The 11,943-nt window shown below is 66.5% G+C and carries 13 protein-coding genes, 1 tRNA gene and 1 pseudogene; 3 read left to right on the top strand and 12 right to left on the bottom strand.

Translation table 11 applies throughout. The features are described 5' to 3' along the window. The 3 genes and pseudogenes from ACTHJR_RS10595 to ACTHJR_RS10585 form a co-directional block, all read right to left on the bottom strand. Positions 1-287 (bottom strand): annotated as a pseudogene (locus tag ACTHJR_RS10595) (2'-5' RNA ligase family protein); the annotation flags it as partial. A 120-nt stretch (positions 288-407) separates the two neighbouring features. Then, the gene (locus ACTHJR_RS10590; protein WP_440523130.1) at positions 408-2,348 is read right to left on the bottom strand and encodes a potassium transporter Kup; all 1,941 of its coding nucleotides are present in this window, start codon (positions 2,346-2,348) and stop codon (positions 408-410) included. Between the two features lie 151 nt (positions 2,349-2,499). Beyond that, the gene (locus ACTHJR_RS10585) at positions 2,500-2,943 is read right to left on the bottom strand and encodes an Lrp/AsnC family transcriptional regulator (RefSeq protein WP_440523129.1); all 444 of its coding nucleotides are present in this window, start codon (positions 2,941-2,943) and stop codon (positions 2,500-2,502) included. A gap of 124 nt (positions 2,944-3,067) precedes the next feature. On the opposite strand from ACTHJR_RS10585, the gene ald reads away from it, so the two are divergent. Continuing rightward, positions 3,068-4,174, top strand: a complete 1,107-nt coding sequence (gene ald / locus ACTHJR_RS10580) for an alanine dehydrogenase (protein WP_440523127.1) — start codon at positions 3,068-3,070, stop codon at positions 4,172-4,174. Positions 4,175-4,268: 94 nt separating this feature from the next. Then, entirely contained in the window at positions 4,269-4,595 is a 327-nt protein-coding gene (locus tag ACTHJR_RS10575; RefSeq protein ID WP_440523126.1) for a hypothetical protein, read from the top strand. Between the two features lie 42 nt (positions 4,596-4,637). Here the strand turns inward: ACTHJR_RS10575 and ACTHJR_RS10570 are convergent, their stop codons facing one another. The 9 genes from ACTHJR_RS10570 to ACTHJR_RS10530 form a co-directional block, all read right to left on the bottom strand. Next, positions 4,638-5,252, bottom strand: a complete 615-nt coding sequence (locus ACTHJR_RS10570) for a tetratricopeptide repeat protein (RefSeq protein WP_440523125.1) — start codon at positions 5,250-5,252, stop codon at positions 4,638-4,640. Next, on the bottom strand, positions 5,252-5,635 hold the full coding sequence (locus ACTHJR_RS10565; protein WP_440523132.1) for a cytochrome c-type biogenesis protein: 384 nt from the start codon (positions 5,633-5,635) through the stop codon (positions 5,252-5,254). The genes ACTHJR_RS10570 and ACTHJR_RS10565 overlap by 1 nt, the downstream gene beginning before the upstream one ends. Positions 5,636-5,781: 146 nt before the next feature. Continuing rightward, the gene (locus tag ACTHJR_RS10560; RefSeq protein WP_440523124.1) at positions 5,782-6,309 is read right to left on the bottom strand and encodes a redoxin family protein; all 528 of its coding nucleotides are present in this window, start codon (positions 6,307-6,309) and stop codon (positions 5,782-5,784) included. Further along, a complete protein-coding gene (locus ACTHJR_RS10555) occupies positions 6,306-8,234 on the bottom strand; it encodes a heme lyase CcmF/NrfE family subunit (RefSeq protein WP_440523123.1) in 1,929 nt (642 codons plus the stop codon). The genes ACTHJR_RS10560 and ACTHJR_RS10555 overlap by 4 nt, the downstream gene beginning before the upstream one ends. Continuing rightward, on the bottom strand, positions 8,231-8,665 hold the full coding sequence (gene ccmE, locus ACTHJR_RS10550) for a cytochrome c maturation protein CcmE (RefSeq protein WP_440523122.1): 435 nt from the start codon (positions 8,663-8,665) through the stop codon (positions 8,231-8,233). Before ccmE ends, ACTHJR_RS10555 begins: the two co-directional genes overlap by 4 nt. Further along, complete coding sequence (ccmD, locus tag ACTHJR_RS10545; protein WP_440523121.1) at positions 8,662-8,775, bottom strand: heme exporter protein CcmD; 114 nt, start codon at positions 8,773-8,775, stop codon at positions 8,662-8,664. The genes ccmE and ccmD overlap by 4 nt, the downstream gene beginning before the upstream one ends. A gap of 10 nt (positions 8,776-8,785) precedes the next feature. After that, the gene (ccmC, locus tag ACTHJR_RS10540; protein WP_440523120.1) at positions 8,786-9,508 is read right to left on the bottom strand and encodes a heme ABC transporter permease CcmC; all 723 of its coding nucleotides are present in this window, start codon (positions 9,506-9,508) and stop codon (positions 8,786-8,788) included. Between the two features lie 123 nt (positions 9,509-9,631). Further along, complete coding sequence (locus ACTHJR_RS10535) at positions 9,632-10,684, bottom strand: Leu/Phe/Val dehydrogenase (RefSeq protein ID WP_440523119.1); 1,053 nt, start codon at positions 10,682-10,684, stop codon at positions 9,632-9,634. A 102-nt stretch (positions 10,685-10,786) separates the two neighbouring features. Then, positions 10,787-10,863: transfer RNA gene (locus tag ACTHJR_RS10530), tRNA-His, on the bottom strand. 89 nt (positions 10,864-10,952) lie between these two features. On the opposite strand from ACTHJR_RS10530, the gene ACTHJR_RS10525 reads away from it, so the two are divergent. Next, positions 10,953-11,621, top strand: a complete 669-nt coding sequence (locus tag ACTHJR_RS10525; RefSeq protein WP_440523131.1) for a prolyl hydroxylase family protein — start codon at positions 10,953-10,955, stop codon at positions 11,619-11,621. Positions 11,622-11,943 lie beyond the last annotated feature (322 nt).

Here is an 11,943-nt window from a genome sequence, read left to right as displayed (position 1 = left end):
CAGGCGCGACGATCCTCGAGCTCGGGCGAGTCGATGCGATAGGCGACGCCCCTCCCCAACGACACCAGGCCGGCGATGCGCGCGACGGGCGCCCCTTCCCTGGAGATCTCGCCGAGCCGCTGGCGCACCTCGGCGTCCAGCGACGGCGGCAGATGATGGAACATCGTCAGGTGCGCGGGGAGCATGTTGCGCTCGGGAGGAAAATAGGCAGCACGCTCGCGGTCGAGCCACGCCTGATCGTCGCGCCCCAATATCGCTGTCACGATAATCGGTGCCGGCTGTCGCATTTTTCCTTCGTCATTCCCGCGAAAGCGGGAACCCATCTCCTACCCTCACCCATCGCGCCCGTCCGGGAGATGGGCCCCCGCTTTCGCGGGGGTGACGGCAAGAGAGCGGGTGCCCCGGTCTCAGATCTCGACCTGGCTCCCCACCTCGACCACGCGATTGGTCGGCAGGCGGAAGAATTCCATCGCGCTTTCGGCGTTCCTGAGCATCCAGGCGAACAGTTTTTCGCGCCAGATCGCCATGCCCGGCTTGCTCGACGGCAGCAACGTTTGCCGCGCCAGGAAGAAGCTGGTGTCCATCATCTTGAACTTGTCGCCGCAGCCGGTGACCAACGCCAGCGCCGCCGGCACATCGGGCTCTTCCATGAAGCCGTAGCGCAGCACCAGGCGGTGGAAGCCATGGCCGAGGTGATCGAGCGCCACGCGCTCCGAAAGCGGCACGAAAGGCACGTCGGCGATCTTGACCGTCAGCAGGATGATGCGCTCGTGCAGCACTTTGTTGTGCTTGAGGTTGTGGAGCAGCGCGTGCGGGACGCCGTCGGCCGAGGACGTCATGAACACCGCGGTGCCGGGCACGCGTGTGGCCGAGGTCGCCGCCGAGGAGATGAACACCTTGATCGGCATCGCCGCCTCGCGCAGCCGCGCCATCATCAGATGCCGCCCCTTGGCCCAGGTGGTCAGCACGGTGAAGATGATCAGCCCGACCAGCAGCGGGAACCAGCCGCCGTCGGGGATCTTGGTCAGGTTCGCGGTCAGATAGGCGCCGTCGACCAGGAAGAAGAGCGAGAGCAACGGAATCGCCGCCCATTTCGGCCAATGCCACAGCCGGAACAGCACTACGCCGAGCAGGCAGGTGTCGATCGTCATCGCGCCCGTGACCGCGATGCCGTACGCGCTGGTGAGGTTGGACGAGGTGCGGAAGAACAGCACCAAGAGGATGACCATCACCATCAGCATCCAGTTGATCAGCGGGATGTAGATCTGCCCCGCGGTCGACGCGCTGGTATGCTCGATCCTGAGGCGGGGCACGAAACCCAGCTGGATCGCCTGTTGGGTGACCGAGAAGGCGCCCGAGATCACCGCTTGGGATGCGATCACCGCGGCGGCGGTCGCCAGGATGACGAGCGGCAATTGCAGGCTGCTGGGCGCCAGCAGATAGAAAGGACTTTCCAACGCCTTGCCGCCGACCCGCGTCAGCAACGCCGCCTGGCCCATGTAATTGAGGATCAGCGCCGGCAGGACGAAGAACAGCCACGACATGCCGATCGGTTTGCGTCCGAAGTGCCCCATATCGGCATAGAGCGCCTCGGCACCTGTCACCGCGAGCACCACCGAGCCGAGCGCCAGGAAGGCCCGAACCGGATCGAGCAGGAAGAATTCGACCGCATAATGCGGCGAGAACGCCCAGAGCACGCCCGGCGTCTGCGCGACGCTGAACGCCCCGAGCAATGCGATCGACAGGAAATAGAGCATCATGACCGGGCCGAAGAACAGCCCGACCTTGTTGGTCCCGCTCTGCTGGATCGCGAACAGGAAGATCAGGATCGCAATCACGATCGGCAGGACGAAATGCGCCATGCCAGGCTGTGCCACCGCGAGGCCCTCGACCGCCGACAGCACCGACACTGCCGGGGTGATCATCGAGTCGCCGTAGAAGAGCGAGGTCGCGAACACGCCGAGCAGGATGATGCCGGCGGTCCATTTCTTGGTCTGCGCACGACTCGAGATCAACGCCAGCAGCGCCAGACTGCCGCCCTCCCCCTTGTTGTCGGCGCGCATGATGATCGTGACGTATTTGATCGTCACCACGATCATCATCGACCAGAACATCAGGCTGGTCACGCCCATGATATGGGCATGGTCGAGGCTGAGCTTGTGATGCCCCGCGAAGGTCTCGCGAAAGGCGTAGAGCGGGCTGGTGCCGATGTCGCCGAACACGATGCCGATCGCGCCGATCGCCAGCTTGATCAGCCCGTCATTGGCATGGCCATGCGCATGGCCGGCGTGCACGCCCTCGGCGTGTCCGTCGGTTGCTGCGATGGAAGAAGGATTGGCCGCGCTCACGGCAATCGCCGCGCGTTCGCACGAAGGGTCATGATGACCGTATGGAGCCCCTGTTTACGGTGGCGGCGCCCTAGCATCGCGCTTGAACGCCCGCAACGGCGCATTGGATGCAACGGCCTGCTCTGGGGCTCGTTATGGGTCACGCCGGTCGTTACGGGCGACGGATGACCTCGCGAATGACGAAATGCGACGCGAGGCGCGTCACGCCGGGCAGGCGCGACAGCGTCTCGCGATGAATCCGCTCGAAACTGTCGTCGCGCGTCACTTCGACATGGAGCATGTAATCGGCCTCGCCGCTCATCAGGAAGCAATCGCGCACCTCGGGACATTCTCGAATCTCCGCCTCGAATGCGGCCATCGTCTCTTGCCGCTGGTCGCGGAGCGTCACGTTGACCATCACTACCGCCGGATGCCCCCGCGCCTCGCGCGACAGCACCGCCCGGAACCCGGCGATCAGGCCGCGGTCGCGCAAGGAGCCGACGCGCCGATGCGCGGCGCTCCCCGACAGGCCGACGGCCTCTCCCAGTTCCGCGCTGGTGAGATCGGAATTGGCCACCAACTGGTTCAGGATCTTGCGGTCGAGATGGTCGAGCATTTTTCTCTCTCGTGAATATAATCATGCAAATATATCCTGCCAGACGTTCACTGTGTCAAAAAACTTGCGAACCTCTCCCGGCTTTTCGGCGGTATTTGCGAGCCAAATCCTCAGGAGAGAAATCATGCGAGTCGGTGTTCCCAAGGAAATCAAGAATCACGAATATCGCGTCGGCCTGACCCCCTCGTCGGTCGCCGAGCTGCACGCCGCCGGTCACGAGGTCATCGTCGAGACCAAGGCCGGCATGGGCATCGATTTCGAGGACCAGGCCTATATCGACGCCGGCGCGCGGATCGTCCCCGATGCGAAGACCGTCTTCGCCGAGTCGGACATGATCGTGAAGGTCAAGGAGCCGCAACCGCAGGAAGTGGCGATGCTCGAGCCGCGCCACGTCCTCTTCACTTATCTCCACCTCGCCGCCGACAAGCCGCAGGCTGAAGGGCTGATGAAGTCGGGCGCGACCTGCATCGCCTATGAGACGGTGACCGCGACGCGCGGCGGCCTGCCGCTGCTCAAGCCGATGTCCGAAGTCGCCGGCCGCATGTCGGTCCAGGTCGGCGCGCACTACCTCGAAAAGGAACAGGGCGGTCGTGGCGTCCTGCTCGGCGGCGTTCCCGGCGTGGCCCCGGCCAAGGTCGCGATCCTCGGCGGTGGCGTCTCGGGCGTCAACGCCGCGCAGATGGCGGTCGGCATGCGCGCCGACGTCACCATCTACGACATCAACAACGACCGCCTGGCCGAACTCGACATGTTCTTCTCGAGCCAGATCAAGACGCAATACGCCTCGAAATCGGCGATCGCCCAGGCGGTCCGCAACGCGCATCTCGTGATCGGCGCGGTGCTCGTCCCGGGCGCCGCGGCTCCCAAGCTCGTCACGCGCGAGATGGTCAAGACGATGAAGCGCGGCTCGGTGCTGGTCGACATCGCGATCGACCAGGGCGGCTGTTTCGAGACCAGCCACGCGACCACCCACGAGGACCCGGTGTTCGAGGTCGACGGCGTGATCCATTATTGCGTCGCCAACATGCCGGGTGCAGTCGCCCGCACTTCGGCCTTCGCGCTCAACAACGCGACGCTGCCGTTCGCGCTGAAGCTCGCCAATTTGGGTGCCGAGGCGGCGATGAAGGCCGACCCGCATCTCGCCAACGGGCTCAACGTCTACAAGGGCAAGATTACCCACGAGGCCGTCGCCGAGGCGCTCGACCTGCCGTTCGAGGCGTGGCACGGTTGATCCGGACACGGCTGGAGTCGTTCGCGATTCCGGCCGCGATCCCCGGGCACAGAAGGTCGCGCGCCCATCGCCGTCAACCAGGGGAGGTTTCGTCATGAAACCCGTCATGTTCGTCGTTGTCGCGCCGCTCGCGCTCGCCGCCTGCAATCCCACCAATCCGTTCGCGAGCGCGAATAGCAGCTCCGGCAACGCCAGCGCCGCTGTGGCGGTCGTGCCCGATGCGGTCATCGTCAACGGCGTGACGTATGTGCGGGCCGGTGGTCCGGCCCCGACGGTTGCTCCTTCGGCCAGCCCGACGACATCCGCCAACATCTTGCCGAGCGTCGCGCCGACCAGCCCACCGCCGGCCACGCCCGACGATACGTCGACTCCGCCACCCTCGGACAATCCCGATGGCGTCGTCGTGACCGGCGGGCATTAAGCGCCATCGCGCTTATTTGGCCGCGGCCTGTTCCCGCGCCAGTTAGGCCAGCAGCATGTCGAGCAGCGCCAGCCGCCGCGTGATCTGGTCGCGATAGCTCGCGTTCTTCGGTGTGAGCGCCAAAGCGTGCAGCCATAACGGCCGCGCCTTGGCGTATTCGCCCGCGCGAATATAGGCGAGGCCGAGGAACAGCGGCGGCCCCGGGTTCTGCGGCGCCAGTTGCATCGCGCGGCGATAGGCGAGCAACGAGGCCGGCGACACCACGCCGCGGTCGTGGAGCGCGATGACATTGCCGAGCTCGTTCCACATCGCGGCATTGTTGGGTGCGTAATCGACGCCCCCGGTAAGCGCGCGCGCGGCGAAATCGGTGTCGCCGCTGGAGAGCGCGACGTCGGAAATCCCGAAATACATCGACTCGCCGCCGAACCGCCCGAAGAAGGTGTCGCGCAGATTCTTGTAGGCATCGCTCGGCGGCAGCTTGACCGCGTCGGCGGCGACGGGCTGGGCCGGAAGATCGGGCTGCCCTTGCCAGGCATAACCCGCCGCCCCCAGCATCAACGCGGCCCCGGTCAGCGACCACAGCATCCGCGGCAGCCTTAGCACGACGAGCAGCGCTGCCGTGGTCAGCGCGATCAGCGCGAGCATCGCCCAGCCCATCAGCGCTTCCTCCTGAAGCTCGACCGCGCGATCGCGATGCCGACGAGCAGCAATACCACCGGCGCCGCCCATAACGGCCAGGTCGCACCGCCGAGCGGCGGGTCGTAGGTGATGTAATCGCCGTAGCGCTGGATCAGCCAGGCACGGACTTGCGCCGGGCTCTCCCCCGCCTTGATCCGCTGCCGGATCAGCGAGCGCATGTTGGCGGCGATGTCGGCATTGCTGTCGGCAATCGCCTGGCCCTGGCATTCGACGCAGCGGATGGTTTCCATCAGCGCCTTGGCCTGCGCCTCCTTGGCCGGGTCGCTCAGCTGTACGTCGGCGAGGGGAGCGTCTTGGGCTATGGCGGGCGTGACAGCGGCGAGCGCAATCGCCAATATCATCGTCACCCTGGCCTTGTGCCGGGGTCTGCCGTGCCGCGGGCCATGCCCTGCGAGCTCGAGCGGTGAGGCCTGCCGCCCGGCGGATCCCGGCACAAGGCCGGGATGACGGACTAGCGCGGATCGCCGAGTTGCGAAGTTAGGGAGACTCACTTCATCCCCCGCCACGTCTTGAGGATGTCCGCGACCTGATCCGGCTGCAGGTTGCTGACATACTGCCGCACGATCCGCCCACGCCCGTCGATCAGGAAGGTCTCCGGCACGCCCGACGAGCCAAGCGCGATCTGCACCTGGCTGGTCTTGTCGTTGCCGATCCGCTCATAGGGATCGCCATTGCGGTCGAGAAAGGCGCGGACGGCGTCGGGCGTATCGTTGATCGCTACGCCGTCGATCGCAACGCCCGCCGCTTTCAGCTTCATCAGTTCGGGCGCCTCGGCGATGCACGGCACGCACCAGCTCGCGAAGACGTTGACCAGCCGCGGCTTGCCGCCGCCGAAGCCGGTCCGGGCGACGCCGGGCTTGGTCGGCAGCATCGCCGGCAGCACGAAATCGGGCAGCGGCTTATCGACCATCGCCGAGCGCACGGTGCGATCGGCAGGTTTGAGCAGGCCCAGCGCCACCAGCCCGAACAGCGCGGCGAACAATGCCAGCGGCAACCAGAGCAGCGCGCGCCTCATGCCGCATAGTCCTCTTCATAGACCGCGCGCTTGCGGCGACGGATGCGGCCGAGGAACGACAGGCCGCCGCCGAACGCGACCAGCGCGCCGCCCAGCCAGATCAGGGTCACGAACGGCTTCCACCACAGCCGCACTTGCCAGCCGCCCTTGCCGTCGGGCTGGCCCAGCACGGTGTAGAGCTGTCCGTCGAGCCGCGTAGCGATCGCGGTTTCGCTGGTGGTGGTCGGCGGGCTCGCGAAAAAGCGCGAGTCCGGCGACAGCACGAAGGGGGTGCCGCCCTCCCCGCGCTGAATATTGAGGTCGGCAGCGATTGCCGACCAATTGGGCCCGATCACCGGGCGGATGCCGACCATCGTCACCAAATAGGGCCCGACCGCTCGCGTCTCGCCTTGGCGCAGCACCGCGAGCGTTTCCTTGGTGAAAGCGCTGTCGCACGCCATCCCGGCGAGGCTGACGGCGATGCCGAGATGCGCCACGACCATGCCCCAGGTGAAGAGCGGCGTGCGGCGCAGGTTGCGCCGCCACAACGGCGCGACGCTCGCGACAGCGAGCCCAGCGGCGAGCACCAGCGCCAGCATCGGGAGGATGCCGATTCCCCAGGCGAACGGCACCAGCACGATCAGCGCCGCGCACGACGCCGCGACCGGCCAGGTCAGGCGCTTGAGCAGCGTATTGGTTTCGTCGCGCCGCCAGCGCAGCAACGGACCGGCGGCCATGAATGCCACCAGCGCCAGCGCGATCGGCCCGGTAGTCTTGTCGAAGAACGGCTTGCCGACCGACAATTGCACGCCCCAGGCCGCCGCCGCGAGCGGGTAGAGGGTCCCGATCAGCACGATGCCCAGGATGACCGAGAGCAGCAGATTGTTGACCACCAGCGCGCCCTCGCGGCTGACCGGGGCGAAGGTGTTGCCTTGCCGCACCGTTCCGATCCGCGCCGCGAACAGCGCCAGCGCGCCGCCGATATAGACGGCGAGCAACGCCAGGATGAACGCGCCGCGCTTCGGGTCGACGGCGAAGGCATGGACGCTGGTCAGGATGCCCGAGCGCACCAGGAACGTGCCGATCATGCTCATCGAGAAGGCGACCACCGCCAGCATGATCGTCCAGGCGCGCAGCCCGTCGCGCGTCGCCAACACGGTCACCGAATGGAGCAAGGCGGTCGCCGCCAGCCACGGCATCAGGCTCGCATTCTCGACCGGGTCCCAGAACCACCAGCCGCCCCAGCCGAGCTCGTAATAGGCCCAATAGCTGCCCGCGGTGATGCCCAGGGTCAGGAAGATCCAGGCGCCGAGCACCCAGGGCCGCATCGCCCGCGCGAACGCCGGCCCGACTTCGCGCGTGACCAGCGCGCCGACCGCGAACGAGAAAGCGACCGAGATGCCGACATAGCCGATGTAGAGCGTCGGCGGGTGGAACGCCAAGCCGGGGTCCTGGAGCAACGGATTGAGCCCGTTGCCGTCGGGCGGCGACGGGAACAGTCGGGCGAACGGGTTGGAAGCGAACAGCAGGAAGGCATAGAAGCCCATCGAGATCAGCGCCTGCGCGCCGATCGTCGCATTGAGCGTTCGCGTGTCGAGCCGCCGCTCGAATATCGCCACCGCGCCCCCCGCCAGCCCCAGGATCGTCACCCAGAGCAGCATCGATCCTTCGTGATTCCCCCAGGCGCCGGCGATCTTGTAGATCATCGGCTTGAGCGAATGGCTGTTCTCGGCGACCAGCAGGACCGACATGTCGGACTGGGCGAATACCAGGATCAGGCACAGCATCGCCAGCGCGGTCAGCAAGCCTTGCGCGATCGCCACCGGCCGCACCGAGCGCACCATCTCCTCGCGCCCGCTGACGACCGCGCCGGCGGCGAGCAGCAATTGCAGCACCGCCATCATCGCGGCGAGCCAAAGCGCGGCGAGTCCCCCTTCCGCGATCATTGCTTCAGCGACTTCGTCTCGTGCAGCTTGCCCGCGAGTTCGGGCGGCTGGTATTTCTCGTCATGCTTGGCGAGCAGATTGGTCGCGACGAAGCTGCCGTCGGGCTGGAACTGTCCTTCGGCAACCACGCCCGACTTCTCGCGGAACAGGTCGGGTGCGATGCCCTTGAACGTCACCGGGGTCGACGCCTGGCCGTCGGTCACGACGAAATCGATCGTCACGCCGTCCGGCGCGCGCTTGATCGATCCGCCCTCGACCAAGCCGCCGAGGCGCACCGCTTTGCCCAGCGGCAGCCCCTCTTTCTTGACGTCGGAGGGCGCGTAGAAGAACGCCGCCTGATCCTTCAGTCCGGACAGCGCGAGCCCGCTCGCGCCCGCGATCGCAAGCAAGGCGAGTCCCGCCAGCCACATCCGCTGATGCTTGGGTTTCACTTCGGGTCGCGCTCCGCGGCGCGCATCGCGACATAGCTCCAGCCGACCAGGCCGAGCGTCACGACCAGAGTGAGTCCATAAGCGGCGCCGACGAACAGCCAGTGGTTCATGCCGACGTCCTCATTGCGCCAGGCGCCGCATACGCGCCTCGCGCCGCTCCCGCGCCAGCATCGCCCGCATCCGCATCAGCACCACGCCCGCGAACAGGAACGTGAATCCCGACAGGGTGAACCACAGTGGCCACAACATCGAGGGAGCGATCGTCGAACTGGTCAGGCCGATGCTCTCGCCCTGGTGCAATGTGTTCCACCACACCACCGAATAACGGATGATCGGCAGCAGCACGGTGCCGGCAATGCCGTAAATCGCGGGTAGTCGCCCGTCCCCGCCACGATCGGCATCGGCGCGGGCCAGCGCCATATAGGCGAGATAGACGAAGAACAGCAGCAACATGCTGGTCAGCCGCCCATCCCATTCCCACCACGTGCCCCAGGTCGGCCGGCCCCAGATCGAGCCGGTGGCCAGGCACAGGAAAGCGAAGATCGCGCCGGGCAAGGCGATCGCGCGCGCGGCGACGCGCGCCAGCGGATGCCGCCAGACCAGGTAGACGATGCTCGCCGCCGCGATCCCGCTCCAGCCGCCCATGCCGAGCCAGGCGGTCGGCACATGGATGTAGAGGATACGGACGCTGTCGCCTTGCAGATAATCGGGCGGCGTCATCGTCAGCCCCGCCCAGCAGCCGAACAAGGCCAGCAAGACCCCCGGCACCAGCAAGGCAGGCGTCAGCGGCCGCGCCAAGCGCAGGAATCGCGCGGGATTCGCAAGGGCATGAAGGCTGGCCACGGCTCATCGCCCTACGCAAAGTTCGATCGACAGTCACCCCGTCCATCTACTTATATCGTCGCGACACGAAGCGGCGCAGCCACGGTTCGATCGGCCCGCGGCGCCACGCCGGCCTGCCGGGTGTCAGTCCCGCCCGATCAGCCGCCGCGCGATGGCGTCCGCGACGTCCGACGCCGGCGCGCCGGTGCGCTCGCTCTCGTCCCACACCTCGATCAGGCGCTCGGGGATTCGGGCGATGCGGGCTTCGACTTCGGCGCGGTCGCCTTGCCCGAGATATTCGAGGCCGACATTGATGATGCCGCCGGCGTTGATCACATAATCGGGCGCGTAGAGCACGCCGCGAGCATGCAGCCGCGAGCCGTCTTCCTTCGTCGCGAGCTGGTTGTTGGCGCCGCCGGCGATGACCCTGGTGTTGAGCGCGGCGATCGACTCGGCGGTAAGAATCGCGCCCAGCGCGTTGGGGCTGACCACGTCGGCCTCGATCGCCAGAATTTCCTCTGTCGGCACGGTGTTCGCGCCGAGTTCCGCAGCCAGCGCCTTGGCCTTGTCGCCATTGACGTCGGCCAAGGTCAGCTTGGCGCCGTCCTTTGCCAGCAGCTTGGCGAGACCGCCGCCGACGCTTCCCACGCCCTGGACCGCGACATGCACGCCCGCCATCGAGTCGACGCCGAGACCGCGCTTCGCCGCCGCCTTTACGCCCTGATAGACGCCGCTCGCGGTGAACGGGCCGGGATCGCCGCCCGCGCCGCCGGCCGCGACCGGCAGGCCCGACACGTGCTTGGTGCGCGTCGCGATGACCTTCATGCTCGCTTCGGACATGCCGACGTCCTCGGCCGTCACATAGCGGCCGCCAAGCGATTCGACGGCGGCGCCGAACGCCTCGAGCTGCGCCTGGTCGATCGTCTCGCCCGGCTTCGACGCCAGCACGACGCCCTTGCCGCCGCCGAGCGGAAGCCCGGCCATCGCGTTCTTGTAGCTCATGCCGCGCGACAGCCGCAGCGCGTCGGTGATCGCGCGATTGGCGTCGGCATAATGCCAGAAGCGCACGCCGCCGGCCGCCGGGCCTAGGTGAGTAGAGTGGACCGAGATGACCGCGGTCAGGCCAGCGGCGGGATCACGAAACAGGTGGACGCCTTCATGGTCGTCGAAATCGGGCAGGTCCCAAACGGATGTCATGGTCGCTCCGGACTAAGCGAAGAAAATTACGATGGCGCGTAATATTGTTTTAGAGCGACAAAGGCCAGCCTGAAAGCGCACCGAGGCAGAATGTCTGGAAAATGGGGCGATCGACGGGACTTGAACCCGCGACCCTCGGTACCACAAACCGATGCTCTAACCAACTGAGCTACGATCGCCGTGAACGCGCGCCCCTAGCGGCACCGGCGGGTGCAGGTCAAGGCTGACGGCATCGTATCATTTGGTTAGGCTCGCCGCCATGTCGTCCATGAATGCGGATAGCGTCGTCAACCTCGGCTCGGGCCATCCGTCCGAGCCGGTCATCGCGCACATCATGGCGCAGCCCGGCGTGCAGCGCACGCCCAGCCCCAAGCTGACATTGTTCCAGAAGCGCGGCTTTCTCGACCCGGCGATGTGCGAGGCGCTGATCGCGCTGATCGACCAGACGCGGCGCCCGTCGACCGTGTCGGATTACAATGGCGATGCGGCCTTCCGCACCAGCGAAACCTGCGACCTCGACGCGACCATTCCCGTCGTCGCCGAGCTGGAAAATCGCATCGCCCGGTTCGTCGGCCTCGACCCGGCGCATGGCGAGCCGATCCAGGGCCAGCGCTACGCCGTGGGCCAGGAATTCAAGGCGCATACCGATTATTTCGAGCCGAGCGGGGTCGACTTCGACAAATTCACGTCGGTCGCGGGCAATCGCACCTGGACCGCGATGCTCTATCTGAACGAACCCGACGCCGGCGGCGCGACGCGGTTCAAGACGATCGACAAGATCGTCCAGCCTGAAATCGGCAAGCTGCTGTGCTGGAACAATCTCCGGCCCGACGGCAGCCCCAACCCAAGCACGATTCATCAGGGGATGAAAGTTCGCGCGGGAACCAAGTACGTGATCACCAAGTGGTTTCGCGAGCGTCCCTGGGGCTGGGAATAGTGCTCTTCCGGCACCGTCACATAACTTTCACCTGATCGACATGGGTGAGTCACGCAAGTGCAACTCGCCCGACGCAATCCATCCATAGGGGCCTCCGCGACGACGTGGCGGGGGGAAATCACCGACTCGCGGAACGGTCGTCGCGACCGGACGGACGGCAAGGAGCCGCCGCCCTACCCTTTGGAGACTATTTGAAATGGGGATCTCGACCTTGCGGAGCACGCTGCTGGCCAGCGCGCTGATCGCGGTTACCGCCACGCCGGCCTTCGCCGCCGAAGACCCGAAGGCGCCCGCGCCCGCCGCTGCCGCGCCCGACGCACAA

It is taken from the genome of Sphingomonas sp. (assembly GCF_051962185.1).
In the GTDB taxonomy this organism is placed as follows: Bacteria; Pseudomonadota; Alphaproteobacteria; order Sphingomonadales; family Sphingomonadaceae; genus Sphingomonas.
This window is presented reverse-complemented; position numbering and strand designations above follow the sequence as displayed.